The sequence below is a fragment of the Pseudoclavibacter sp. RFBJ3 genome (assembly GCF_002931375.1).
Lineage (GTDB): Bacteria > Actinomycetota > Actinomycetes > Actinomycetales > Microbacteriaceae > Pseudoclavibacter.
Window position 1 is genome coordinate 162,234 of record NZ_PSXZ01000005.1, and the last position, 24,225, is coordinate 186,458.

Below are 24,225 nucleotides of genomic sequence, written 5' to 3' on the forward strand. Positions count from 1 at the left end.
CACAGCGATGCTCTTCGTCGCCGCAGGCGTCATCGTCCTGGCGCTCGTGGCGAAGATCGGCACGAGCACCTCTCAGAGGCGAGGGAGCTCTGCCTCATAGAGGCTGCACGCCAGCTCGCGTGCACCGTCGGGTGAGATGACGGTGGCATCCCGAACGTGCCGAAACCCTCGCTGTTCGTAGTACGACCGCAGCACGCGGTTCTCGGTCGCGCAGTCGAGTCGAAGGAGCGGAATGCTGCCAGCCGTCGCCTGCGACCGCGCCCAATCGAGGACGCTCTCGCCGAGACCGACGCCCCGGTGCGTCTGCGTGACCACCAAGCGGTGCACGTAGAGAGCCGTGCGCGCGGTGGTGCCCCAGATCGCGGTGTCGGAATCGGAGAGGGTGACCGTCGCCACGGTGCGGTCCCCGTCCCTCACGACGAACAGGCGCCCGTGCGCCGCATCGGATTCCAGGAGCGACATCGGCACCTCGTCCTGCCACTGGTCGATGCCACGAGACGCCAACCAGGCACGCGCTTGAGCGATGAGATTCGCTACCGCGGCGACGTCAAGCTCGGACGCCGCTTCGACGCGAACGTGGTCTTCGATCATGATTCACCAACGTACGGCGCTGTTCGTGAGAGCCCTGGAAAGATGCTCGGCTTGTCCCGCACGAGCGAGCATCACTCCGGCTCGGCCCACAGGTTGAAAGTCAGGCGTTGTGACTACGCGGCGGTGTTGCGTGCCCATTCATCCTGCTCAGTCGGCCGGGACCACTCCTCGCGTGCCGCGGTAGCTTCGCGAGCGACGTCGCGCAGCCACAGCGTCGAGTCGGGCGCCCACCCTGCGATCACGGATGCGAACTCCGTATCGACGCCCACGACCTGCGTTGCCGAGGAGTAGTAGCCCAGGGCCGTGAGGTGCACGGCGTCCCAGTCCTGCGCGACGCGCTCCCAGTGCGGAATGACCCAGCGACCGTTCCGCCCAGTCGTCCGGAACCAGTCGTGGCGCCGCGACGCCGTCACCTCGGCCGGGTAGTCGCGGCAGAGCCTCGCCCAGTCGTCTGCCGACTCGATCTCCAGCACGGACCCAACGCCGCTGACCGGAATGAACGTCGCCGCAGTCCAGCCGAAGGAGTCCTCAATGAGCTCGAGCGCCGCCTCTACGGTTCCTCGGGTTTCGAGGATTGTCTGTGGCACCGACCACCAGGTTCCCGACCAGCGCGCGTGCGGATCCAAGGGGCGGTCTCGCGCTGCCCGCTGCTCCTCGTCGGCCAGCTCCCGCGTCCACGTCCGGAGGGCTGCTGCCGGGTCGGTGTGGAGCGGTGCGGCGTTCTCCGCCGGGTTCCAATCCACCGCCCACTGCTTCTTTCCCCGCGGGGAGGCGAGGCCCGGGAGCGCTGCGGCGACGAGTTCAGCGATCGGGTGGAGTGCGGCCCGGACTTCGGGCAACGCCGCAACCTCGTCGTTGCCGTCTGGTTCCTGCCAGTAGCGGGCCGAGTTGAGTGACGCGCGCAGGGCTTCCGTCACGCCCTCGGGATCGACCGTTGCCAGGTCGACGCCGCTGAGGCACGCGGCCAACTCCTCAGCAGTGGGGATCGGATCGTCCGTGGGCATGGGCGCGTGTCCGGTCAGGCTGTAGCGAACCCCCGGGTTGACGTCAACGTGACGCGCGAGTGGGAACAGGGCTGAGCCGACCGCTGGGCTGGAGTGCACGGCGTACTCGAGGCACAGCCTGCGCCCGCGGGGGCCGAGGAGCAGACGGGCGGCGACATCGCGCGCGGCTCCCGAGCATCCCATGGCCGGGACATCCGGACCGGTCACCGAAGTGCTCCGATCGATCGCTCGGTCACTCGGAAGGGGTCGTGGTTGAAGAAGCCGTTCCTGGCGTCCAAGAGGAGTCGCTGTTGCTCAGCGACCACGAAGCGGGATTCCGCGCCCCCGATGCCGACCGCGCTTCTGGTTCCGTGGTACCTCGCACCGACGCCGACTCTGTGCGAGCCAGGCTCAACGGTGACCTCGGTCGGCTGTCCCCAACGGGCCGGGTGGTCGACGTCGTCGACGCGGACGACGGGAACCGCGAAGAGAAGGAGGAACCAGGCACTGATCCAGTGGCTTCGCGGAACGACAACGACCGACGAACTCATGCATCCACCGTATCGGTCGAGGAATGAAGCCCCACCGGTTATAGCGTTGCTGGTGCAGTAATCCTGAATGTGTCTCTTCGGGAGTGCGACTCGGGCTCGCGCAGGTCTATTCCTACTGCGGGGCAGTTTCAAGCCGCTGACGATTGACCCGCCGGTTGTGGGCCACCGCCACGAAGAACCCGGGCAGGACAGCGACGGCTGCGAGCACCGCAGCCATGAACATCAGCAGCTCGGTGGCCCTCATGACGGTCAGGACGCCGTAGACGGTGGCGAACCCCATGATGACGCGCGCCACGTACCAGGCTCGGGGGAGCACCGGCGGGCGGCCGATCCACGGGATCCGGTGCTCAGGGTTCACGACCGCGTGGCGCCAGTTGTCGACGACCGCTGCCGTGCCGCCGACCACGATCAACGCGATACCCCAGAAGAGCTCCATGCCGTCCAGCCGAACATGCCGTTCTGGACGTCGGCTCAGCGCAGTCCGAGCGGGAGACGGTACCCGGACATCAGTCGTGCCGAGGAACACCTCGTCATTCCTGACGACTGCGTCCCAAGGCCTCCAAGGCGTGCCGAAGTGGCCGCAAGATGGAGGGGCCGAAGCCCCTCCATCGCAGCTACTGCAGTCCGCGGCGCTTGAGCAGCGGCTCGATGGGGGCCGGGCCGCCGAGGAGGTCGCTGACCAGCGACATCGCCTCGCGGGAGCCACCAGGCTCGAGGATGCTGCGACGGAAGCGCTCGCCCGCAGCTCGCAGGCCGCCGTCGAGCTCCGCCTGCTCCGCGAACCAGTCGACCGTCGCCGCGTCGAGCACCTCGCTCCAGATGTAGCCGTAGTAGCCGGCGCTGTAGCCGCCGGCGAAGATGTGCTGGAAGTAGGGGAGCGTGTACCGCGGCGGCACGGCGGGAAGATCGAGCCCGTAGCGGCGCAGAACGGCTTGCTCGAATGCCTCGACGTCGGTCACCTCGGCCGCTTCCTCGGGCGACAGCGAGTGCCATTCGAGGTCGATGACCGACGCAGCCAGGTACTCGCTGGTGCCGAAGCCCTCGTTGAACGACGCCGAGTCGAGCAGGCGCTCGACGAGCTCCTCCGACAGCTGCTCACCCGTCTCGTGATGCTTCGCGTAGTTGCGCAGCACCTCGGGCCACAGCATCCACATCTCGTTCACCTGGCTCGGGAACTCGACGAAGTCGCGGGGCACATTCGTGCCACCCAGGCTCGGGTAGCCGACCAGCGCGAACAGGCCGTGCAGAGCGTGCCCGAATTCGTGGAAGAGCGTCTCCACCTCGTCGAAGGTGAGCAGCGTCGGCGAGCCCTCAACAGGCTTCGGCACGTTCAACGTGTTGAGCACGACCGTCGGCTCGCCGAGCAGGCGGTTCTGCTGAATGACCGAGTTCATCCACGCGCCACCCCGCTTCGAATCGCGCGTGTAGAGGTCGAGCGAGAACAGCCCGACCTCGGTGCCGTCCTCGTTGCCCACCTCGTACACGACCGCGTCCGCGTGGTGACCGCGCAGCTCGGGCCGCTCGGTGAACGTGACTCCGAAGAGGCGGTTCGCGGCGTAGAAGACGCCGTTCTCGAGCACCGCCTTCGCCTCGAAGAACGGGCGCATCTGCGACGTGTCGACGGCGTAGTCGCGGGCGCGCACCTTCTCGGTGTAGAACGCCCAGTCCCACGGCTCGAGCGCGAAGCTCGGCTCGCCGGCCGCGGCCTGTTCGGCGTCGATGGTGGCCTGCAGCACGTCCTGCTCACGGCGCGCGTTGGCGGCGGCGGGAGTCGAGAGCTGCTCGAGGCGCGCTCGGATCGCGGATGCGCTCCCTGCGGTCGACTTCGCCGCGGCGGCCTCAGCGTGGTTCTCGAAGCCGAGCAGACGGGCCCGCTCGGCGCGCACGCGCACCATCTCGAGCGCCGTGGCCCTTGTGTCGTGGTCGCCACCGCGGCTGCCGCGCGCGGACGACGCCTCGAACAGCTTGCGTCGCGTCTCGCGGTTCGTCAGCGTCGAGAGCAGCGGGTGGCCCGTGAAGAGCACCAGCGAGATCAAGTACTTGCCGGTGAGCCCGCGAGCCTCCGCGGCAGCGGATGCGGCCGAGATGGCACTCTCGTCGAGCCCCGCGAGCTCTTCCGCGGAGTCGACGACCAGGGCGAGCGCGTTGCTGTCGGCCTGCAGCTTCTGGTCGAACTGCACCTCGAGCTCCGACAGGCGGCCGTTGAGCTCACGCAGACGAGCCGACGACGCATCGTCGAGGCCGGCACCCGCGAGGCTCGAGTTGCGGTGCAGCTTCTCGACCAGGAACGTCTGCTCGTCGGTGAGCCCTGCCTGCTCGCGGGTGTCGTACACCGACTGGATGCGCGCGAACAGTGCCCGGTTCAGCGTGATGGAGTCTTCGTGCGCGGTCAGCCGAGGCCCGATCTCCGCCTCGATCTTGTCGATGCCCGGGGTCGCGTCGCCGGAGCTGAGCGTGAAGAAGACGGCGGCCGTGCGCTCGAGGAGCTGGCCGGATCGCTCGAGGGCCTCGACCGTGTTCGCGAACGTCGCAGGCTCGGGGTTCGCCGTGATCGCCTGGACCTCCGCGAGCTGCTGCGCCATGCCAGCTTCGAACGCCGGGAGGAAGTGCTCTTCGCGCACCTCTCCGAAAGGCGGCAACTGGAAGGGAAGCGAGCTGGGGTTGGCGAACGGGTTCTCGGCGTCGAGCTGCACGGTCTGGGTCATGCTTCCAACCCTAGGCGCGACCACCGACACGGCACGCGCATCCGCTGTCCGCGCTCAGCGGACGCATCCGGTCGTGACCCCGTCCGCGAAACGCAGAGCGGAGTTGTGGTCGTTCTCACGCGATCGAGACGACCACAACTCAGCTTCGGGGACCGGGGACCGGGACAGGGAGCGGACCGGGTCGAGAGGGGATCGGAGCAGGCAGGCAGGGCCCGGCGGGGCGGAGAGGTCGAGCGGGCAGTAGGGGCTACGCGCGCAGCGGGGCGTCGTCGTTCAGGCGCGGGGCGCTGGCTCCGGGAAGAGGTCGTCGTCATCTTCGTCTTCGTCGAACACGTCGTGCTCGGGGGAGTCCCCGTCGGCGACGCCGACGCCAGCTCCGACCGGTTCCTCGGCGCCGCTCACATGCACCGAGCCGTCAGCGCGGAGCGCGACCCGCGGCCCCTGTTCGAGCTCGGCGACGGGCCGCCCCTCGAGCCAGGTGAGCGTCCACCACAGCTTCGAGACATCGTCGACGGTCGGGGAGATGACGTGCTCATGCGCGGAGCAGGCCTCGACGAACTCCGGGTACTTCTCGAGCGAGCGGGGCGGGCGGCTGCCCGCCCGCCACCGTTCGCCGATGAGCACGTCTAGCCCTCGTTCTGCTGGCGGGAGTCGACGGAGATCTCGAAGCGGACCTCGTCGCTGCGGCTGCCCATGCGCGCGGACTGCTGCAGGCCGACCTCGTCCTCGGCGTCGACCAGCCACGAGATGGCGTCGAATCCGCGCTTCGCAGCCGCGGCGAACACGGCGCCGAGGAGCTCCTCGTTGACGGCCGCCCGGTTCGAGTCGGCGCCCGAGTACTTCGCCTCGATGTTCAGCACCGTGCGCGCACCGCGGATGTCGAGGCGCTCACGGAACAGCACGTAGCCGCGGGGCTCGCCCTCGACGAACGCGATCATGCCCTCGAGGTTGCCCGTCTTGCTGGCGACGTGGCGCCACACGCCGAGCGCGCGCCCGTCGTTCGAGCTCTCGCCCAGCGCATCCACGTGCTGCGCGAACAGCGGCTGCCAGACGAAGTAGTCGGTCGGGCCCATGGCCCTGACCTCGATGCTGGGACGCGCCGCGGCGCGGTCCCGCGTTCGCTTGCGGGGCTTGGCCTTTTCAGGAACTGTCATGCCGGCCCTGACTCCTCTTCTGTCACTGACGTCGCTGCTGCACTCAGACTTGGGGGGAACCCCCAGCCTACGACGACGCTTCGGTCGGCGGGACGACGAGCAGCTCGATATCCCGGACCTCGAGCGCCTCGGCGACCTCGAAGTCGAGTTGCTCGATGCGACCGACGTGGCGGAGATCCGCGGAAGCGAGGCGAAGCAGCGCCACCGACTCCTCGGGTGCCGCGATGACCGCACTCGCCACTGGCGTCTTCTGGGAAGCCTTCGCCGCGGTCTTCGCGCCGCGGATGCTCGTGAGGGCCGTGCTCGTCAGTGCGAGGAGCGCGCCGTCCTGGTCGCCGGCCGCCGCGAGGTCCGCCGACGTCGGCCAGGCCGCCGTGTGCAGCTCCGAGTCGTGCCACCACGACCACGACTCGGCGGTCGCGAAGGGGATGAACGGGGCGAAGAGGCGCTGGAGCACGTCGATCGCCGAGCGCATGGCGGTGACGGCCGAGGCCTGAGCCGCGGCGTCCTCGCCGGCGCCGTACGCGCGCTCCTTCACGAGCTCGAGGTAGTCGTCGCAGAACGTCCAGAAGAACGTCTCGGTGACCTCGAGCGCGCGAGCGTGGTTGTAGTCGGAGAACGCCTTCGTCGCCTCGCCGACGACGCGGTTCAGCTCGGCGAGCATCGAGCGGTCGAGTGGCTCCGTGACCTCGCCGACGTGGTCGCCGTAGCCCAGCACGAGCTTCGACGCGTTGAGCACCTTGATCGCGAGGCGGCGGCCGATCTTGATCTGCGTCGGGTTCTTCGGGTCGAACGCCGCGTCCGTGCCGAGGCGGCTGGAGGCCGCCCAGTAGCGGACGGCGTCGGAGCCGTGCGCCTGGAGCATGTCGGCGGGCGTGACGACGTTGCCCTTCGACTTCGACATCTTCTTGCGGTCGGGGTCGACGATGAAGCCGGAGATCGTGGCGTTCGACCAGGGGGCGACGCCGTGCTCGAGCTGCGCGCGCAGCACGGTCGAGAAGAGCCACGTGCGGATGATGTCCTGGCCCTGCGGGCGCAGGTCGTAGGGGAAGACGAGACCGAAGAGCTCCTCGTCGGACTCCCAGCCGCCAGCGAGCTGCGGGGTGAGGGAGGAGGTCATCCAGGTGTCCATGACGTCGACCTCGCCGAGGAAGCCGCCAGCCTCGCCCCGCTGCGCCTCGGTGTAGCCGTTCGGGACGTCGGAGGACGGGTCGACGGGCAGCTGCGACGCATCCGGGGTGATGGGCGACTCGTACTGCACCTCGCCGTCGGCGTCGATGGGGTACCAGACGGGGATGGGCACGCCGAAGAAGCGCTGGCGCGAGATGAGCCAGTCGCCGGAGAGGCCCTCGACCCAGTTCTCGTAGCGCACGCGCATGAAGTCGGGCCAGAAGGAGATCTCGCGGCCGAGCTCGATGAGCCGGGCCTTGAGGTCGACGTCGGTCGCGCCGTTCTTCACGTACCACTGGCGGGTGGAGACGATCTCGAGCGGGCGGTCGCCCTTCTCGAAGAACTTCACGGGGTGCTGGATGGGCTTGGGGTCGCCGACCAGGTCGCCGGACGCCTGGAGGAGCTCGACGACGGCCTTCTTGGCGCTGAACACGGTCTTGCCGGCGAGCTCGGCGTACGCGGCCTTGCCCGCCTCGCTCGTGATGGCCTCGGGGGCATCCGCGATGAGGCGGCCGTCCTTGCCGAGCACGGTGCGGTTCGGGAGCTTCAGCTCACGCCACCACACGACGTCGGTGACGTCGCCGAACGTGCAGATCATGGCGATTCCGCTGCCCTTGTCCTTCTGGGCGAGCGGATGCGCGAGCACGGGCACCTCGACACCGAACAGGGGCGTCGTGACGGTCGTGCCGAAGAGCGGCTGGTAGCGCTCGTCGTCGGGGTGCGCGACGAGGGCCACACACGCGGGGAGGAGTTCGGGGCGCGTCGTCTCGATGAAGATCGGCTCGCCGCCCTCGCGGGCGAAGCCGATGCGGTGGTAGGCGCCCGGCTGCTCCCGGTCTTCGAGTTCGGCCTGCGCGACGGCCGTGCGGAAGGTGATGTCCCACAGCGTCGGCGCCTGGTCCTGGTAGGCCTCGCCGCGCTCGAGGTTGCGGAGGAACCCGAGCTGGCTCTTGCGGCGCGAGGAGTCGTCGATCGTGCGGTAGCTCTGCGTCCAGTCGACCGAGAGGCCGAGCTGGCGCCAGAGCTCCTCGAAGGCCTTCTCGTCCTCGATGGTGAGCTGCTCACACAGTTCGATGAAGTTGCGGCGCGAGATGGGCTGCTGGTCGGCGGCCTTGATGCTCTTGCCGTCGCCACCCTCGTGCGGCGGCGTGAAGTCGGCCTCGTAGGGGAGCGATGGGTCGCAGCGCACGCCGTAGTAGTTCTGCACGCGTCGCTCGGTGGGGAGGCCGTTGTCGTCCCAGCCCATCGGGTAGAAGACGCGCTTGCCGCTCATGCGCTGGAAGCGCGCGACGACGTCGGTGTGCGTGTACGAGAAGACGTGGCCGACGTGGAGCGAGCCTGACGCCGTGGGGGGAGGCGTGTCGATCGAGTAGATGTCGCCTCGAGTCGCGCCTTCGCGGTTGAAGCGGTAGGTGCCGGAGTCCTCCCAGCGCTCACCCCACTTGACTTCGAGGCCCTCGAGGACGGGCTTGTCAGGAATGCCCTGAGTTGAGGAAGAAGAAGGAACTGAGGGCGAGCTGGACATGCACACTCCGTGTCGATGTTGGCGGCACCGAGTCTGGGGTGCCTGTTGTGAACCCATCCAGGGTAGCGGCTCCAGGGGTGTCGCGGGTTGCCGGGCGGGTCGCGTGCGAGGGCAAGGAAAAGCCCCTCAGGGGCGCATCCTTGAGGGGCTCAGCTGCGAACACAGGGGTTCGAGCTGCCAGGAGTTGTGCGCCCCTCCGCGCCACGCGCGCGCGGAGGGGCACAGCTTGCGGCGAGTGGTCGGAGTCCCGCTCGCCGCCGTCTTTCAGGCCCCGATGGGGGCCTTGGTCTGGGTGGATGCGGCAGCCGCGTCCAGCGCACCGTGCACGGCGTCGAGCTCGGTGTAGAGCGCCGCGGGGACCTTCTCGCCGATGCTGTCGAAGTACTCGCGGGTCACGCCGACCTCCACGAGCCACGACTCGGGGTCGACCGTGAAGATCTCCTCGAGTGCGGCGGGCTCGAAGCCCTCGAGGCCCGAGATGTCGATGTCGCTCGTCACGGGCAGCTGGCCGATGGGGCTCTCCAGCGAGTCGGCACGGTTCTCGAGTCGGTCGACGATCCACTTCACGGCGCGCACGTTCTCGCCGAAGCCGGGCCAGAGGAACTTGCCGTCCTGGTCCTTGCGGAACCAGTTGACCTGGAAGATGCGGGGTGCCTTGTCGCCGAGGTCGGCGCCGATGTTCAGCCAGTGTCCCCAGTAGTCGGCCATGTGGTAGCCGGCGAAGGGCTGCATGGCGAAGGGGTCGCGGCGCAGGATGCCCACGGGGCCCTCTGCGGCCGCGGTCTGCTCGCTGGCGAGCGTCGCGCCGAGGAAGCAGCCGTGCTGCCAGTCCTTCGACTCGAAGACCAGCGGGACGTTGCTCGCACGGCGGCCGCCGAAGAGGATCGCGTCGACGGGCACGCCGTCGGGAGCCTCCCAGGCGGGGGAGAGGGTCGGGCACTGCGAGGCGCGCACCGTGAAGCGGGCGTTCGGATGCGCGGCCTTCGTTCCGGACTCGGGAGTCCAGTCGTTGCCCTGCCAGTCGATGAGGTGCGCGGGCGCCTCGTCGGTCATGCCCTCCCACCAGACGTCGCCGTCGTCGGTCAGCGCGACGTTCGTGAAGATCGTGTTCGTCGTGATGGTCTCCATCGCGACGGGGTTGGTGTGGTAGCCCGTGCCCGGTGCGACGCCGAAGAACCCGAACTCTGGGTTGATGGCGTTGAGTCGACCGTCGGCCGCCTTGCGCATCCACACGATGTCGTCGCCGAGCGTCTCGACCTTCCAGCCATCGAGCTTGGGCTTCATCATCGCGAAGTTCGTCTTGCCGGTCGCGGAGGGGAACGCACCCGTGAGCGTGTAGGTCTTGCCCTCAGGGCTCGTGACCTGGATGAGGAGCATGTGCTCGGCCATCCAGCCCTCGTCGTGCCCCATGGCCGACGCGATGCGTAGCGCGAAGCACTTCTTGCCGAGGAGCGCGTTGCCGCCGTACCCGGAGCCGTAGGAGATGATCTCCCGCGTCTCGGGGAAGTGGGTGATGTACTTCGACTCGTTGTGCGGCCAGGCGACATCGGGGCGGCTCGAGCCGTCCTCGAACTCGAGCGGGAAGCCGACCGTGTGCAGCGCCTTCACCCAGTCGCGTCCTGGCGTGAGGTGCTCGAGGGCGCCGTCGCCGGAGCGGGTCATGAGGGCCATCGACAGCACGACGTACGGGGAGTCCGTGATCTCGACGCCGTACTGCGTGATCGCACCGCCGAGCGGGCCCATCGCGAAGGGAACGACGTACATGGGGCGGCCGCGCATCGAGCCGTCGAAGAGGCCGCTCAGCTCGGCCTTCATCTCGGCCGGCGCACGCCAGTTGTTCGTGGGGCCCGCGTCTTCCTCGTTCTCCGAGCAGATGTAGGTGCGGCTCTCGACGCGGGCGACGTCGCCGGCGTCGGAGCGGGCGAGGTAGGACCCGGGGCGGAGCTCTTCGTTGAGCTTGATGAGCGTGCCTGCTTCGACCATCTCGGCGGTGAGGGCGTCGATCTCGGACTGGGAGCCGTCGCACCAGACGATGCGGCTCGGCTTCGTCAGTGCGGCGATCTCGCGGACCCAGTCGTTGACTTCCGGGTTCGCTGCCCGCTGCGGGACGTCGAGGTGGTCATGTGCCTGTTCAGTCATTTCGATGCTGCTTTCACGGTTCTGCATGCGAGCTGTCTCCGTCTCGCATACGTGCATGGCGTCGTACACCCAGTGTTGACCTGCGCCGGACGCCCCGGGATGGAGATTGGCCGAGAAAAATGGCAAAATTTCACACATTAGCAATTCAGATGCCCGGAGGCACCCATGAGCGGACTCGGTCCTTTCCCCGCTGCGCAAAAAATGACAGCAACCACAGGGAAAGGCGGCGCAGTGGATTCCCTCCTGCTCGGGCGGCGCATCCGCTACTACCGCAAGGAGCGCTCGCTCACGCTCGAAGCGCTCGGCGAGAAGACCGGGCTGCTCGCCAGCCAGCTCTCGCTCATCGAGAACGGCAAGCGCGAGCCGAAGCTCTCCGTGCTGCAGCAGCTCGCCGAGGTGTTCGACGTCGACCTGAGCGAGATGCTCGCCAACACGCCGCCGGATGATCGCTCCCGCCTCGAGATCGAGCTCGAGCGCGCGCAGACCTCGACCGTCTACCAGGAGCTCGGGCTCCCGCGCATCCCCTCGACGAAGTCGCTCTCCGACGAGGTGCTGCGCGCCCTCACCGGCATGCACAGCGAGATCGTGCGCCGCCGGACCGAGGCGAGCGCGACGCCCGAGGAGGCGCGCCGCGCCAACACCGAGCTGCGGCTCGCGATGCGCGCCCACGACAACTACATGCCCGACCTCGACAAGCTCGCCGACGAGCTGCTCAGCAGGGTGGACCACACGCGCGGCGCCCTCATGCACCACTCGGTCGGCAAGATGGCCGACCACCTCGGGTTCCAGCTCATCTACGTCAACGACCTGCCCAGGTCCACGCGCTCCATCACCGACCTGGAGAACGGCCGCATCTACCTGCCGCCAGCCTCCATCCCCGGCGGGCACGGGCTGCGCGCGATGGCGCTGCAGGCGATGGCGCACCGGGTGCTCGGCCACCGCCGCCCCGAGGACTACGCCGACTTCCTGCGCCAGCGCCTCGAGATCAATTACTTCGCGGCGGCCTGCCTCATGCCGGAGGCGCGTTCGGTCGCGTTCCTCCGCGACGCGAAGGAGCGCCGCGACATGGCCGTCGAGGACTTCCGGGACGCGTTCGGCGTGACCCACGAAGCCGCCGCCCTGCGCATGACGAACCTGCTCACCTCGCACCTCGACATCAAGCTGCACTTCCTGCGCGTCGACGACAAGGGTTCCATCTCGAAGGCCTACGAGAACGACTCCCTCCCGCTCCCGCAGGACGTCACCGGCTCCGTCGAGGGCCAGTTCGTGTGCCGGAAGTTCTCGGCCGTGAGCGCCCTCGCCCGGACGAACCGGACCACGGAGACCTACCAGTACACCGACACCCCTGCCGGCACGTTCTGGTGCTCCACCCAGACCGGGCACGCCGACGCCGGCGAGTTCTCCATCACGATCGGCGTGCCGTTCGACGAGGCCCGCTGGTTCCGCGGGCGCGACACGAAGCAGCGCGCATCGTCGACCTGCCCCGACGGTGCATGCTGCCGCACGCCGGGGGCTGAGCTCAGCGAGCGCTGGTCGGCGAAGGCCTGGCCGAGCGCCCGAGTGCACGCGCACGTGTTCTCGCCCCTCCCGACGGGCGACTTCCCCGGCGTCGACCAGCGCGAGGTGTTCGAGTTCCTCGAGCGCCACGACATCGACGCGGACACGGCGACCGCCGACGCGTAGCCGGGAGCCGGGCTGGGAGTCGGGACCCGGTGCTCAGTCAGCGCCGTCGGCGTCTGGAACCAGATCACCCGTGCGCGCGTCCCGAAGCTCCACTCGCGTGAGCTGCCCGGCATCCACCCGCACGGTCAGGTAGGTGACCCGCGGCTGTCGGCGACGGTCGGTGGGGGAGCCGGGATTGAGGAGGCGCAGCCCGGTGGGGGTGGTCGTGTCCCACGGGATGTGGCTGTGCCCGAAGACCAGCACGTCGGTGTCGGGGAAGAGCGTGTCCATGCGGCGCTCCCGCCCCGCCTTCTGCCCGGTCTCGTGGGTCATCGCGAAGCGGACGCCATCGAGTTCGACGCGGGCGACCTCCGGCAGGCGCTCTCGCAGCTCCGGGCCATCGTTGTTGCCCCATACGCCGACCATCCTGCGCGCCCGAGCCTGCAGCGCATCGAGCGTGTCGCTGTCGACCCAGTCACCGGCATGGAAGACCACGTCCGCACGTTCGATCGCTCGCCAGAGCACCTCCGGGAGGGCCTTCGCACGCTTCGGGAGGTGGGTGTCGGCGATGATCACGACGTCCAGAGTCATACGTCCATGCTCGCAGCTGCGCCGGGATTCCTCCCGATGTGGGGGAAGAGGATCTGGGGGAAAACCCCCGCTGAGGTGTGAGGGATGCTCCGTGTCGCGGCGAGGCGCGCGACCATAGCGTTGTGGACATGAAGAACAACGTCAAGCAGCTGAGTCTGACCTCGCTGCACCTCGCCGCCGGCGGCGTCATCGCGCCGCTCCTCCTCTCGCTCATGTTCGGCCTCCTCGGACTCGGCGTCGGACTGCTCTTCGTGCTGGGCTTCGGCGTCGTCGTCCTCGCTGGCCTCGCGTTCTCGTTCCGCGGCGTCTCCGCCTTCGAGCGGCGCCGGGTGGCGGCGCTCTACGACCGGCCGCTCGACGACGCCGGGATGCGCCGCTCGCGTCGCCGCGACGGCTGGCGGTTCGTGCTCACGCCGCTCGTGCAGTTCGCCGACGGGGCGAACTGGAAGGCGATGCTGCACCTCGTGATCGTCGCGGTGCTCGGAACGCTCTCCCTCGGCGCCCTGCAGCTCGGCGTCTCCGGCGTCTTCGCGCTCTTCTCGCCGCTGCAGAACCGGGAGACCCTGACCGTCTGGGGCATGGACTTCGCGGTCACCCCGTTCATCGGCCTGCTCATCGGCATCGGCATGCTGCTGGTCGCCGTCGCCCTCATCGTCGCGTTCGCCTACGTGCAGCGCGCGGCGTCCATCAGCCTCCTCTCCCGCGACCGGGAGCAGCAGCTCGAGGAGGAGGTGCGCGACGCGGGGCGTCGCCGCACCGTCGCTGTTCGCGGCGCCGCCACGGAGCGCGACCGCATCGAGCGTGACCTGCACGACAGCGTGCAGCCGAGGCTCGTCTCGATCGGGATGACGCTCGGCATGGCCAAGCAGAAGCTCGGCTCGGATCCCGCCAGGGCTGCCGAGCTCATCGACGAGGCGCACGCCTCGACGAAGGATGCCGTCACCGAGCTGCGGCAGCTGGCCCGTGGGTTCCAGCCCGCCGTGCTCACCGACCGTGGCCTCGACGCCGCGCTCTCGGGGCTCGCTGCCCGCTCGCACATCCCCGTCGTACTCGACGCGCAGCTCCCCGGACGCTGCTCGAAGGATGCGGAGGCCGCCGTCTACTTCGCGGTCGCCGAGTCGCTCGGCAACGCGGCGAAGCACTCCGGTGCCTCGGAGATCTCGGTGCAGGTCCGAATGCGCGGCTCGATGCTCTGGGCCCGCATCCAGGACGACGGACATGGAGGGGCACGTCTCGTCCCTGGCGGCGGACTCGACGGGGTCACCGACCGCATCGAAGCGGCAGGCGGCGCGATCATGATCTCGAGCCCGCCGGAAGGACCGACGACGATCGAGGTGAGCGTGCCATGCGCATCCTGATCTGCGAAGACTCCGCGCTCCTGCGGGAGGGCATCGCCCGCCTGCTGGAGGACGCCGGCCACACCATGGTGGGCATCCTCGCCGACGACGGCAGGCTCGACCGGCTCGTCGCCGAGACCGACCCGGAGCTCGTCATCCTCGACGTCCGCCTGCCACCAGGGTTCACCGACGAGGGCATCCGGGCCGCGCTCCGGCTCCGGGCCACCGACCCGGGCCTCGCCGTGCTGGTCCTCTCGCAGTACGTGGAGGAGCGGTACGCGTCGGAGCTCATCTCGAGTTCGAGGGGCGGGCTCGGCTATCTCCTGAAAGACAGGGTCGCCGACGTCGAGCAGTTCCTGGCCGGCGTCGACAGCGTCGCGGCCGGCGGCACGGTGCTCGACCCCGAGGTCGTCGCCCAGCTGCTCGCCAGGAAGACCAGGGATGCGCGTTTCGAGCGCCTCACGCCCCGCGAGTCCGAGGTGCTCGGGCTCATGGCCGAAGGCCGCTCCAACCACGCGATCGCCGAGGCGCTCCACGTCAGCGCGGGGAGCGTCGAGAAGCACATCTCGGCGGTCTTCCAGAAGCTCGAGCTCGACCAGGGCGACGGCGGCAACCGCAGGGTGCTCGCCGTGCTCGCCCACCTCGACGGGCAGGGGCATGCGCCCCGCCCGCAGCCACAGACACACCTCGATGGACAGGGCCTCACCGCCCGCGCCACGAACGGAGAACTCCGATGACCACACCCACTCTCGAGCCCGACACCCGCCCAGACGCGGACGCCGACGGCATCAGCCCGAAGCGATTCGGGTGGATCACCATCACGGTCGCGATCATCGGCGGCATGGTCGTCGCCGGAACCGTGACCAGCGGATTCTTCGCCAACCTCCGCGACGTCCTGCGCGACGAGACCACGATCAGCCAGTCGATCGCCGGCGTCACCGCGCTGCGCGTCGACATCGACTCGGTCGGCATGGAGATCGAGTTCGGCGACGTCTCGCAGGCCGAGCTGCGTGTGCAGTCGAAGGGGTTCACGAAGGCCGACGCGTGGCAGCTCGTGACCGAGGGCGGCGAGCTCGTCGTCGAGCGGGTGGGCGGCAGCAGGAACGGCGGCGGGTTCGGCGAGGAGGAGCTCTCGCTGACCCTCCCGGAGAGCCTGGAGGACGGGAAGCTGGACGCGCAGGTCAACGTCACCTCGGGGGCCGCGACCATCGACGGCGACTTCGGGGACCTGGTCATCGAGACGAACTCGGGTGCGAGCGACTTCGAGGGGTCGGCTGCCAACCTGAGCCTCACGACGGGGTCTGGCGCTTCCAACATCGACGCCGAGGTGCCGGGGGATGTGACGCTCGCCGCCAGCTCGGGGGCCCTCAATGCCATCTTCGGGGGAGCGGCCCCGAAGAGCACCGACATCTCCATCGAGTCGGGCTTCGGAAGCGTCTCGCTGCCGGACGGCACCTACAAGCTCGAGACGGGCTTGAACGAGTCGGGGATGGCGAACGTCAATGTCCGGCAGTCGGACTCCGCCAAGAACACGCTCTCGGTGTCGGTCGGCTCGGGGTTCCTGACGGTCGAGTAGGCGGTACCGGCGGCGATGCGCCCGGTCGGCTCAGCGCACCTCGAGGCTCTTGTGGGCGTCGAGGAGCGCGCGGCTGGCCGGGTGCTTCGGCGTGGAGAACAGCTCGGACACGGATGCCGTCTCGACGATCTCGCCGTCGCTCATGACGGCGACTCGGTCGGCGAGCTGCGCGACGACGGCGAGGTCGTGCGAGATGAACACGCAGGCCAGGCCCAGCTCGTCGACGAGTCGTTCGAGGAGCGCGAGCACCTGCGCCTGCACGGTCACGTCGAGGGATGAGACGGGCTCGTCGCACAGCAGCACCTCGGGTTCGGGGGCGAGCGCGCGGGCGATGGCGAGGCGCTGGCGCTGGCCACCGCTCAGGTGGAGCGGGCGGAGACCGGCGATCGAGCCGTCGAGCCCGACTCGCTCGAGCGCCGCGTCGATGGCGGCTCGCCGCGTCCGGACGGACGTCGAGCGCCCAGCGGTGAGCGCGTCGGCGAGGATCTCGCCGACCGTGCGCCGAGGATCGAAGCTGGAGAGCACATCCTGGGGTACGGAGCCGAGATTGGCCCGGCGGGAGCGGCGCAGGCGCTCGGGGGCGGGGCTCCAGGCGACGCCGAGGAACGACACGGTGCCCGCGTCCGGCCGCTCCAAGCCGAGCGCGATGCGGGCCAGCGTCGACTTGCCGGAGCCCGAGCTGCCGACGATCCCGAGCGTCTCGCCGCGCGAGAGGGTGAAGGACGCCTCCCGCACGGCCTGGATGGGCGCGCTCCCCGCTCCCCGGAAGGTCTTCGAGACGCCTCGCACCTCCAGGAGCGGCCCAGGCGCATCCACCTCGGGCGCGGCCCTGAGCGAGTCGAGAGCCGCCTTCGGCTGCGCGGCGAGCAGCTGGCGAGTGACCCTGTGCTCTGGAGCGGTGAAGAGCCGCGCCGTCGGCGCCGTCTCGACGATGAGTCCTGCGCTCATGACGGCGACCCGGTCGGCGAGGCGCTGGACGATGCCCAGGTCGTGGGTGATGAAGAGCATCGTCATGCCGTCGGCCTTGAGCGCGTCGAACAGCTCGATCAGCTGCGCCTGCACGGCCTGGTCGACGGAGCTCGTCGGCTCGTCGGCGATGAGCAGCTCGGGTTCCCCCGCCAGGGCGGCGGCGATGAGCACACGCTGTCGCTGGCCGCCGGAGAGCTGACCGCTGCGGCGGCGCGCGATCGACTCGGGATCCTCGAGTCCGGCCCGCCCGAGCAGTTCGAGGACGCGGCTGCGGCGCGCCTGGCGCCCGAGGTCGGTGTGCAGCCGCAGCGCGTCGTCGACCTCGCGCCAGATGGGGCGGAGCGGGTCGAGCGCGACCAGCGCATCCTGGTGCACGAGCCCGACGCGACCGCCGCGGATCGACCTCCAGTCGCCGTCGCCGCTCGCCAGCGGCAGGTCGACGCCGCCGAGGCTGAGCGTGCTGGCCTCCACTCGGGCGCCGTCGCCGCTCAGCCCGAGCAGCGCCCTGGCGGTCACCGACTTGCCGGAGCCCGACTCGCCGACGAGCGCGAGGCACTCGCCGCGTCGCACGTCGAAGGAGACTCCGCGCACCGCCTCGAAGTCGCCGAAGGAGATACGCAGCTCTTCTGCCCGCACGGTCAGCGCTTCCCGCTGGGGTACCGGGCGCGACGCGTCGCTCATCCTGCCTGCCTCGTGCGCTGCTGCATGATGCGACCGAGCATCGTCGCCATGACGGCCGCGCCCACGATCGCGGTGCCAGGGAAGATGGTGAGCCACCAGCTGCCGGTCGGCAGGTAGAGGCGGCCTGCGGAGAGCATCGATCCCCATTCCGGGCTGGGTGGCGGTTCGCCGAGGCCCAGGTAGCTGAGCGCAGCCGCCCACACGATGGCCTGGCCGAGGCCGAGCGTGGCGAGCGAGAAGAGGGGCCAGGCGACGTTCGGCAGCAGCGTCCTCGTGAAGCTGTGCCAGCGCGACCTGCCGAGCACGAGGTCCGCCTCCATGTAGGCGCTCGCCCGCACGCGCAGCACCTGAGAGCGGATGAGGCGCGCGTAGCCAGGGGCAGTGGAGAGGCCGACCGCGATGGTCGTCGTGACGACGCCAGGGCCCGCGAGCGTGATGAGCAGGAGCGCGAGGAGGATGCCTGGGAAGGCGAAGAAGACCTCGACGATCCTCGTCGTGCCGAAGTCGAGCCATCGGGGTCCGAGGCCCGCGGCGAGGCCGAGCACGGCGCCGAGGAGGAGCCCGATCACGGTTGCGAGGGCGCCGATCGTGAGCGACGACGAGGCGCCGTGCACGATGCGGGTGTAGACACCCCTGCCGGACTCGTCCGTGCCGAGCGGATGCGCGGGGACGGGAGGCGAGAACGCATCGGCGGGGTTCACGGCGAGCGGGTCGCCGGGGGCGAGGAGCTGCGGGAAGACCGCGGCGAGCAGGTAGATCGCCGCCACGGCGAGCCAGACGCCGAGCCAGAGCCCGCGCCGCGAGCGGGAGCCGGTGCGGGTGCGGCCGTCGCGCTGTCCCGTCGTGCCCGCACGAGCATCCCGAACCGCGGCCGCGTCGAGACTCATGCGGTCACGCCCGCTCGGTCGCGGGAGCGCGGATCGATGACCGGCTCGATCAGGTCGGTGAGGACGGTCACGAGCATGTAGGCGGCCGCGACGACGACGAGGACGCCGATCACGTAGGGCACGTCCCTCGCACCGACCGCGGCGAGCAGAGAGCGGCCGAGTCCTGGCCTCGCGAAGATCGTCTCGACGACCACTGCGCCGGAGACGAGGGAGCCGAGAGCCCAGCCGCTGAGGCCGGCTGCGGGGATCGCCGCGTGGCGCAGCACGTGCCGCCAGAAGATGCCGCTCGGCCCTTCGCCGCGCGCTCGCGCGGCCAGCACGAACGGCGACTCGAGGGCGTCGAGCATCTGCTCGCGCATGACCTGCCCCAGGTACCCGGCGAGGGGGAGCGCGAGGGTGACGCTCGGCAGGATGAGCCCGGAGAGTCCCGGACCCGAGACGGCGACGGGGAGCCCGAGCATTCCAGCGAAGATCAGCACGAGCACGGAGGCCAGCCAGAAGTGCGGCACCGCTGCCGCGACGACCTCGAGCGTCGATGCGATGCCCCACGCGATTCGGCTCCTCCCGGTCGACCACCAGGCCACGGTGAGCGCGATCGCCCAGGCGAGGAGGAGGGAGAGGCCGGCGAGGGCGAGCGTGCCGGGCAGCTGCTCGCCGATGAGCGACGCGACGCTCTCGCGCTGGGCGTAGCTGAAGCCGAGGTCTCCGGTCGCCGTGCGCCACAGCTGCGCGAGGTACTGGAGGAAGAGCGGCTGGTCGAGCCCGTTCTCGGCGCGGGCCTGCGCGACGGCCTCGGCGCTCGCGTTGGAGCCCGGCCCGCCGAGGATCGCGAGCACGGGGTCGCCAGGCACGGCGCGCACCGCGAAGAAGGTGACGGTGACGACGGCCCACAGCACGAACACCGCGCCGCCGAGACGCAGGAGGATGCGCGGAATCAGCGGCAGCAGGCGTGCCGCGCGAGATCGCGCATCCTTTGTCATCGCTCGATTGTCTCGTGCGCCGTGCTCAGTCGTGGCCCAGCTACTCGATGGTGACGTTCACGAGCGAGGGCACGTTGACGTTCGGCTGGAGGCGGAAGCCGTGCACGTTGGCGCCGTAGGCGAACTGCACCGTCTGGTCGTAGAGCGGGATGACGGTGCCGCTGTCGATGATGAGCTGCTGGGCCTCGCCGTAGAGCCGCTCGCGCTCGGCGTCGTCACTGGTCTTCGCGGCCGCGTCGAGCGCCTCGTCGAGAGCGGGCAGCGAGAGGCCGGTGTTGTTGGCGTGGTAGCCGCTCGGGGCGGGGGTGATGCTGTCGGTCGAGTAGACGATGCGGAGCACGTCGGCGGAGTTCTTCGAGTACGGCGCGACGATGGCATCGAACTCCCACGTGCCGCTGCGCTCGTACCAGGTCGAGAGGTCGAGCAGCTCGAGCTGCACATCGAAGCCCACCTCGGCGCTCGTCGCTCCGATCTGCTCGAGTACGGAGATCTCGGCCGGGATCGACTGGTTCGTGGAGACCGGGAATGCGACCTCGAGGCGCTCGCCGTTCTTCGTGCGGACGCCGTCGGCGTCGCGCTCGGTCCAGCCGGCCTCGTCGAGCAGCGTGGATGCGCGTGCCGCGTCGAACCCGAAGGAGTCGGGGTGCGAGGTCGCGAAGGGCGTTGCGCTCGAGAGCACGGAGGTCGACCGGTCGAGGGTTCCGAAGTAGAGCGACTCGACCGCAGCGTCGATGTCGGCGGAGGCGGCGAACGCCTCGCGCACCTTGGGGTCGTCGAAGGGTGCACGCGTGGTGTTGAGCTCGATGCGGGCCGTCACACCGGGGCGGGCGCCGATGAGCGTCTCCTCCGTGCCGTTCGCCTGGAACTGCGAGAGCGCATCCGGTTGCACGGAGTCGATGATGTCGACCTGGTCGGACTGGAGTGCGGCGAGGCGGGTGGCGGCGTCCGGGATGAACTTCCACTCGATGGTGCCGACCGTCGCTCCGGGCTGGCCCTCGCTCGTCACGCCGTCCTCCGGCGCTGACGTGTGGTTCTCGTTGCGAGTCAGCACGACCTGGGACTGCTTCTCCCACGACGCGACCTGGAAGGCGCCGGTGCCGATCGGGGCGAGGCAGTTCTCCTCGGTCCCGCGCTCGAGCCCGGCTGGGGACTCGATGGCCAGCCAGGTCTGTGCGAGCGACTCCAGGAGCGCGCTGTCCGGCTCGCTGAGGTCGAAGCGCACGGTGCGCGCGTCGACTGCGACCGCTTCGGAGACCTTCCCGAGGGCGAGGATGGCCGTCGAGGAGGCGGTCTCGGGGTTCTTGATGTGCTCGACGTTCGCCACGACGGCGTCCGCGTCGAACGGGGTGCCGTCGGTGAAGCTCACGCCTTCTTTGAGGGTGATCGTCCAGCTCAGCTGGTCGTCAGACGCTTCGGCTCCTGTTGCCAGCCATGGGATGATCTCCCCTGCGTCGTTCTTCGAGAAGAGCGACTCCAGGAACTGGTTCGCGAGGATCGCCTGGGGCCAGTTGCCGCCGACGTGCGGGTCGAGGCACGTGGGCTCAGCGTCTCCTGAGGCGTACCTGAGGGTTTGCGGCTGGTCCGACGAGGTCGCCTCGCTGGAGCATGCGGCAAGTGGCACGATGAGGGCTGCGGCGAGGGCGAGGAGCGCGATGGGCTTCGCCGCGCGGCGGGTGGCTGATGCTGGCACTCGGAGAGTGTAACTGCTTATTTGAACACCATGCAGAAATGAGAAGATGATGACGGAGCACGAGGAACGGGTCGCGCGTCGAGGCCGACCCTCCGCGTCGAGTCGCGAGACGCTCGAAGAGGCCGCCCTCGAGCTGTTCCTCGAGCAGGGCTACGAGCAGACGAGCGCGAGCGACATCGCCCGCCGTGCCGGCGTCGCGAGAAGCTCGTTCTTCAACTACTTCGCTGCCAAAGCCGACGTGCTGTGGGTCGGTCTCGACCCGCTCCTCGCCGAGGTTCCTCTCCGGCTCGAGGCCGCGGCGACCGAGCTCGTCGCGCGCGGCGTTCCGAAGAGGGGAGACGGTCTCGAGACGCTCCGGAAGGTGCTCCTCGAGATCGCCGACACGGTGCAGCCCGAGACCGTCCGCTGGGCGGGCTCGCTGCGCAGTGTGGCAGGCACGAGTGCAGACCTCGCCGCGACGGGCACGAAGCGCGCGCTCGCCCAGCAGTCGGCGCTCACGGACTTCCTCGCCCGAGCAGAGCCTGGGCTGGGCTGGTTGCAGCGAACCGTCTGCGCAGGCTCGATCATCTCGGCGACCATCGCCGCGACCGTGTTCTGGATCGAGGAGGGGCCGACCCGAGGCAGCTTCTCGAGCGTCGTGGACGAGGCGAGCGCCCCGATCTTCCTGGCGTACTCGGCCGCGTAGGCCTGCGGTGCTGAAGGCGTTCGGCCTCGAGACGCCCGCTGCAGCCTGGTGTCCTCTGATCTGGAGCTTGGTGGTTCGATTCTGTCTTCGAAGAACACCGATAAATTCCTGGTCAACAGACACCAAGTGACGCTCTGGGTGCTAGGCTCGAGGTGATCCCGGGGGGGAGGTCATCATGGTTCTTGGGCAGGCTGGCACGGGGCGCAACGAGGCGGCCTCCAGGCGGTCGTCGCCGGAGACCGCGACGGTCGACGCGCTCATCGCGGCCCCCGGCACCGCCCTGGTTTTGCTGGCGATGGAGATTCCCGTGGTGATCGCGGAGCTCGCGAGCCGTCGGCGCGCGCTGGACGCGGCGTTGGTCGAGGTTGCGGGGGAGGTGCTTCGACGTGACGAGGAGGGCTCGTCGCGCGACGAGCTCGTCCGGAGCATGGGCTTCGCCAACCTCGCGGAGATGCTCCAGCAGCTTCTGGGGGTCCCCTGCGCCGAGGCCGGGTCGCTGGTTCGCGTCGCGGAGACCACCCGCGCCCCGATGAGTCTGACGGGCGAGCATCTCGGGCCGGCACATCCGGCCGTTGCGACGGCGCTTGCAGCCGCGCAGATCTCGCTCGCGCAGGCGTCCGCGATCGTGCAGGGATTGAAGCCCGTGAACGGCCGTGCCGAGCGAGCGCATCTCGACGCGGCTGAGGCAGAGCTTGTCGACTCGGCGCGGGGCGTGAACCCAGAAGATCTTGCCCCGGCAACTCCGGAACTGCTTCGGGTCCAGGCCGCGCAGTGGGTGGCGTTCCTCGACCCCGACGGCACGGAACCGCTCGCGGAGCGCGTTGCGCGCAAGCGGGGATTCTGGATGCGGGAGCGTTCGGATGGCACGGTCACGGGGCGATTCGTTGCGACTCCGGAGCAGGGGGAGCTGCTCCGGAAGGTGTGCGAGACGGTCACCTCGCCCCGCCGCAAGGTTGCCTTCGAAGATGCCCCGCCCATCGGGAGCGCTGGCGCTGACGGACGCGGTGCCGAGGGAATCGACGCGGCGGACGTGGACGTCTCGCATCCAGATGAGCAAATCCCCGACCGACGCACGCCAGCCCAGCAGCGCATGGACGCCGTGGAGTCGGTCTTCGCGCGATTCGCGGAAGCCCCGGACGCTCCCCGCGCGGGCGGAGAGGCGCCCACCGTGGTCATCACCACGACGGACCCTGGCCTGAAGGGAGAGGCCAAGCGCCCGCTCGACGTGCCGCATCTCGAGCGCACCGGAACGCCAGTGCCGCCGAGCCTGGTCGCGAAGACCCTCTGCGACGGGTTCGTGCAGGTGGCGCTCCTGGGTTCCAACGGAGAACCGTTGAGACTCGGCCGCCGTCAGCGGTTGTACAGTCGCGCGCAACGCCGAGCGCTCGCCTCCCGCGACGGGGGCTGCATCACGCCGGGCTGCTGGAAGCCGCCTGGCATGTGCGAAGCGCACCACACCACGCCGTGGGTTGAAGGCGGCGTCACGAACGTCGACGAGGGAGTGCTCCTCTGCAGCTTCCATCATCACCTGGCCCACAAGAACCAGCTCGAAATCGTGCGCGACCGGACGGGCAGGTGGCGAGCCCTCCGACCGGGCTGGGAGTATCGACTCTTCCGGCGCAGAACTCTGCGCGGCTCAGCACTGCAGGAGCCGCTTCACGGAAGCTGACTGCAGGCGAGACCGTCGCGCGGGACCGCAGTTCTCGCAAGGTTCCGGACAGCGCTGCTCGAGGGCCTTTCGGTTCCTCTAGCTCGTCTGCAGCTCGCAGTAAGCCGTCAGCGACGAGAGGGCCGACTCGACCTCGCCGAGCTGCGTCAGGATGCTCGCGGCGGCCGCGAAGCCACCCTCGCCGTTCGTGAGCTCCCCAGCTGTGGTCTGCAGCTCCGTCACCTCGGTGACGAGCGTGTCGACGTGCGTCTTGAGGTCGGGGTCCGTGACGCTCTGCTGCAGCGTCGTGAGGCTGGCGCCTACGGTCTCGAGCGTCGCGACAGCTCCGGGGATGTCACCGGGCACCTGGTCGGGGATGCCCTGGACGCTCGTGTTGATCGAATCGATCTCGGCCTGGACATCCGCGCAGGTTCCGCCGCCCTCGGCCGTCGTGGCCTCGGTCGTCGTCGCAGCCGAGGGAGACGGAGCCGCAGTCTCCCCTCCGCCGAGCGCTGAGCATCCGGTGAGCGCGATGGTCGCGAAGATGCCGGTCGCTGCGAGCTTCGAGAGGTGAGAGGTGAGCATGCGCTGAGTGCCGTCCGTCGATGAATCCAGAAGAAGCGAGCGTACACAGCCTTCCCCTGAGCCTGTCCGTTTCGCGCACCTTGCCCGGGCGCGTACGATGTTGGCAGCATGACTGT

General features: G+C 69.5%; 21 protein-coding genes. 6 read left to right on the forward strand and 15 right to left on the reverse strand.

Annotated features, from left to right (window positions below; genetic code table 11):
• Positions 1 to 72: 72 nt before the first annotated feature.
• The 9 genes from C5E07_RS06940 to C5E07_RS06980 all read right to left on the reverse strand — a co-directional run bounded on the left by C5E07_RS06940 (position 73) and on the right by C5E07_RS06980 (position 10,818).
• Complete coding sequence (locus C5E07_RS06940; protein WP_104298910.1) at positions 73 to 591, reverse strand: GNAT family N-acetyltransferase; 519 nt, start codon at positions 589 to 591, stop codon at positions 73 to 75.
• 113 nt (positions 592 to 704) lie between these two features.
• Positions 705 to 1,802, reverse strand: a complete 1,098-nt coding sequence (locus C5E07_RS06945) for a hypothetical protein (protein WP_104298911.1) — start codon at positions 1,800 to 1,802, stop codon at positions 705 to 707.
• Entirely contained in the window at positions 1,799 to 2,125 is a 327-nt protein-coding gene (locus C5E07_RS06950) for a hypothetical protein (protein ID WP_104298912.1), read from the reverse strand. The genes C5E07_RS06945 and C5E07_RS06950 overlap by 4 nt, the downstream gene beginning before the upstream one ends.
• Before the next feature lie 112 nt (positions 2,126 to 2,237).
• A complete protein-coding gene (locus C5E07_RS06955) occupies positions 2,238 to 2,561 on the reverse strand; it encodes a hypothetical protein (protein WP_104298913.1) in 324 nt (107 codons plus the stop codon).
• A gap of 178 nt (positions 2,562 to 2,739) precedes the next feature.
• Positions 2,740 to 4,830 carry a M3 family metallopeptidase gene (locus tag C5E07_RS06960; RefSeq protein ID WP_104298914.1) on the reverse strand — a complete coding sequence of 697 codons (2,091 nt, stop codon included), beginning with the start codon at positions 4,828 to 4,830 and terminating at the stop codon, positions 2,740 to 2,742.
• Between the two features lie 273 nt (positions 4,831 to 5,103).
• The gene (locus tag C5E07_RS06965) at positions 5,104 to 5,454 is read right to left on the reverse strand and encodes a hypothetical protein (protein ID WP_104298915.1); all 351 of its coding nucleotides are present in this window, start codon (positions 5,452 to 5,454) and stop codon (positions 5,104 to 5,106) included.
• Between the two features lie 2 nt (positions 5,455 to 5,456).
• Complete coding sequence (locus C5E07_RS06970; protein WP_146080224.1) at positions 5,457 to 5,984, reverse strand: hypothetical protein; 528 nt, start codon at positions 5,982 to 5,984, stop codon at positions 5,457 to 5,459.
• Positions 5,985 to 6,051: 67 nt separating this feature from the next.
• The gene (valS, locus tag C5E07_RS06975; protein ID WP_104298916.1) at positions 6,052 to 8,679 is read right to left on the reverse strand and encodes a valine--tRNA ligase; all 2,628 of its coding nucleotides are present in this window, start codon (positions 8,677 to 8,679) and stop codon (positions 6,052 to 6,054) included.
• Between the two features lie 264 nt (positions 8,680 to 8,943).
• The gene (locus C5E07_RS06980) at positions 8,944 to 10,818 is read right to left on the reverse strand and encodes a phosphoenolpyruvate carboxykinase (GTP) (protein ID WP_104298992.1); all 1,875 of its coding nucleotides are present in this window, start codon (positions 10,816 to 10,818) and stop codon (positions 8,944 to 8,946) included.
• Between the two features lie 201 nt (positions 10,819 to 11,019).
• Between C5E07_RS06980 and C5E07_RS06985 the strand changes: the two genes are divergently transcribed.
• Positions 11,020 to 12,501, forward strand: coding sequence for a helix-turn-helix transcriptional regulator (locus tag C5E07_RS06985; RefSeq protein ID WP_104298917.1), 1,482 nt, complete (start codon positions 11,020 to 11,022; stop codon positions 12,499 to 12,501).
• Between the two features lie 33 nt (positions 12,502 to 12,534).
• On the opposite strand, the gene C5E07_RS06990 is transcribed toward C5E07_RS06985, so the two are convergent.
• Positions 12,535 to 13,071, reverse strand: a complete 537-nt coding sequence (locus tag C5E07_RS06990) for a metallophosphoesterase (protein ID WP_104298918.1) — start codon at positions 13,069 to 13,071, stop codon at positions 12,535 to 12,537.
• A 128-nt stretch (positions 13,072 to 13,199) separates the two neighbouring features.
• Here C5E07_RS06990 and C5E07_RS06995 point away from each other — a divergent pair, with 128 nt between their 5' ends.
• Genes C5E07_RS06995 through C5E07_RS07005 form a run of 3 tightly spaced genes read left to right on the forward strand, consistent with a single transcriptional unit; the run spans position 13,200 to position 15,984 of the window.
• The gene (locus tag C5E07_RS06995) at positions 13,200 to 14,429 is read left to right on the forward strand and encodes a sensor histidine kinase (protein WP_104298993.1); all 1,230 of its coding nucleotides are present in this window, start codon (positions 13,200 to 13,202) and stop codon (positions 14,427 to 14,429) included.
• A complete protein-coding gene (locus C5E07_RS07000) occupies positions 14,417 to 15,145 on the forward strand; it encodes a response regulator transcription factor (RefSeq protein ID WP_104298919.1) in 729 nt (242 codons plus the stop codon). The genes C5E07_RS06995 and C5E07_RS07000 overlap by 13 nt, the downstream gene beginning before the upstream one ends.
• Positions 15,142 to 15,984 (forward strand): hypothetical protein, encoded by an 843-nt coding sequence (locus tag C5E07_RS07005; protein ID WP_104298920.1) that lies wholly within the window; start codon positions 15,142 to 15,144, stop codon positions 15,982 to 15,984. The genes C5E07_RS07000 and C5E07_RS07005 overlap by 4 nt, the downstream gene beginning before the upstream one ends.
• 30 nt (positions 15,985 to 16,014) lie before the next feature.
• Here C5E07_RS07005 and nikE read toward each other — a convergent pair whose 3' ends face one another.
• Genes nikE through C5E07_RS07025 form a run of 4 tightly spaced genes read right to left on the reverse strand, consistent with a single transcriptional unit; the run spans position 16,015 to position 21,191 of the window.
• A complete protein-coding gene (gene nikE, locus C5E07_RS07010; protein WP_104298921.1) occupies positions 16,015 to 17,634 on the reverse strand; it encodes an ABC transporter ATP-binding protein in 1,620 nt (539 codons plus the stop codon).
• Positions 17,631 to 18,521, reverse strand: coding sequence for an ABC transporter permease (locus tag C5E07_RS07015; protein ID WP_104298922.1), 891 nt, complete (start codon positions 18,519 to 18,521; stop codon positions 17,631 to 17,633). Before C5E07_RS07015 ends, nikE begins: the two co-directional genes overlap by 4 nt.
• The gene (locus tag C5E07_RS07020; protein ID WP_104298923.1) at positions 18,518 to 19,501 is read right to left on the reverse strand and encodes an ABC transporter permease; all 984 of its coding nucleotides are present in this window, start codon (positions 19,499 to 19,501) and stop codon (positions 18,518 to 18,520) included. Before C5E07_RS07020 ends, C5E07_RS07015 begins: the two co-directional genes overlap by 4 nt.
• Positions 19,502 to 19,541: 40 nt before the next feature.
• Positions 19,542 to 21,191: an ABC transporter substrate-binding protein gene (locus tag C5E07_RS07025; RefSeq protein WP_104298924.1), complete on the reverse strand. Its 1,650-nt coding sequence runs from the start codon at positions 21,189 to 21,191 to the stop codon at positions 19,542 to 19,544.
• Positions 21,192 to 21,237: 46 nt separating this feature from the next.
• On the opposite strand from C5E07_RS07025, the gene C5E07_RS07030 reads away from it, so the two are divergent.
• Both C5E07_RS07030 and C5E07_RS07035 read left to right on the forward strand, forming a co-directional pair.
• Positions 21,238 to 21,876: a TetR/AcrR family transcriptional regulator gene (locus C5E07_RS07030; RefSeq protein WP_258063796.1), complete on the forward strand. Its 639-nt coding sequence runs from the start codon at positions 21,238 to 21,240 to the stop codon at positions 21,874 to 21,876.
• 175 nt (positions 21,877 to 22,051) lie between these two features.
• The gene (locus C5E07_RS07035; protein WP_104298926.1) at positions 22,052 to 23,545 is read left to right on the forward strand and encodes an HNH endonuclease signature motif containing protein; all 1,494 of its coding nucleotides are present in this window, start codon (positions 22,052 to 22,054) and stop codon (positions 23,543 to 23,545) included.
• Between the two features lie 78 nt (positions 23,546 to 23,623).
• Here C5E07_RS07035 and C5E07_RS07040 read toward each other — a convergent pair whose 3' ends face one another.
• Positions 23,624 to 24,109, reverse strand: a complete 486-nt coding sequence (locus C5E07_RS07040; protein ID WP_104240823.1) for a hypothetical protein — start codon at positions 24,107 to 24,109, stop codon at positions 23,624 to 23,626.
• Between the last annotated feature and the right edge of the window lie 116 nt (positions 24,110 to 24,225).

Bases quoted from the DNA above. Each gene is read 5' to 3' on its own strand.
- C5E07_RS07000 (WP_104298919.1), top strand. From the start codon at position 14,417: ATGCGCATCCTGATCTGCGAAGACTCCGCGCTCCTGCGGGAGGGCATC.
- C5E07_RS07030 (WP_258063796.1), top strand. From the start codon at position 21,238: ATGATGACGGAGCACGAGGAACGGGTCGCGCGTCGAGGCCGACCCTCC.
- C5E07_RS07035 (WP_104298926.1), top strand. From the start codon at position 22,052: ATGGTTCTTGGGCAGGCTGGCACGGGGCGCAACGAGGCGGCCTCCAGG.
- C5E07_RS06950 (WP_104298912.1), bottom strand. From the start codon at position 2,125: ATGAGTTCGTCGGTCGTTGTCGTTCCGCGAAGCCACTGGATCAGTGCC.
- nikE (WP_104298921.1), bottom strand. From the start codon at position 17,634: ATGAGCGACGCGTCGCGCCCGGTACCCCAGCGGGAAGCGCTGACCGTG.
- C5E07_RS06940 (WP_104298910.1), bottom strand. From the start codon at position 591: ATGATCGAAGACCACGTTCGCGTCGAAGCGGCGTCCGAGCTTGACGTC.
- C5E07_RS06955 (WP_104298913.1), bottom strand. From the start codon at position 2,561: ATGGAGCTCTTCTGGGGTATCGCGTTGATCGTGGTCGGCGGCACGGCA.
- C5E07_RS06970 (WP_146080224.1), bottom strand. From the start codon at position 5,984: ATGACAGTTCCTGAAAAGGCCAAGCCCCGCAAGCGAACGCGGGACCGC.
- C5E07_RS07040 (WP_104240823.1), bottom strand. From the start codon at position 24,109: ATGCTCACCTCTCACCTCTCGAAGCTCGCAGCGACCGGCATCTTCGCG.
- valS (WP_104298916.1), bottom strand. From the start codon at position 8,679: ATGTCCAGCTCGCCCTCAGTTCCTTCTTCTTCCTCAACTCAGGGCATT.
- C5E07_RS06985 (WP_104298917.1), top strand. From the start codon at position 11,020: ATGACAGCAACCACAGGGAAAGGCGGCGCAGTGGATTCCCTCCTGCTC.
- C5E07_RS06995 (WP_104298993.1), top strand. From the start codon at position 13,200: ATGAAGAACAACGTCAAGCAGCTGAGTCTGACCTCGCTGCACCTCGCC.
- C5E07_RS06980 (WP_104298992.1), bottom strand. From the start codon at position 10,818: ATGACTGAACAGGCACATGACCACCTCGACGTCCCGCAGCGGGCAGCG.
- C5E07_RS06960 (WP_104298914.1), bottom strand. From the start codon at position 4,830: ATGACCCAGACCGTGCAGCTCGACGCCGAGAACCCGTTCGCCAACCCC.
- C5E07_RS07020 (WP_104298923.1), bottom strand. From the start codon at position 19,501: ATGACAAAGGATGCGCGATCTCGCGCGGCACGCCTGCTGCCGCTGATT.
- C5E07_RS06990 (WP_104298918.1), bottom strand. From the start codon at position 13,071: ATGACTCTGGACGTCGTGATCATCGCCGACACCCACCTCCCGAAGCGT.
- C5E07_RS07015 (WP_104298922.1), bottom strand. From the start codon at position 18,521: ATGAGTCTCGACGCGGCCGCGGTTCGGGATGCTCGTGCGGGCACGACG.
- C5E07_RS07005 (WP_104298920.1), top strand. From the start codon at position 15,142: ATGACCACACCCACTCTCGAGCCCGACACCCGCCCAGACGCGGACGCC.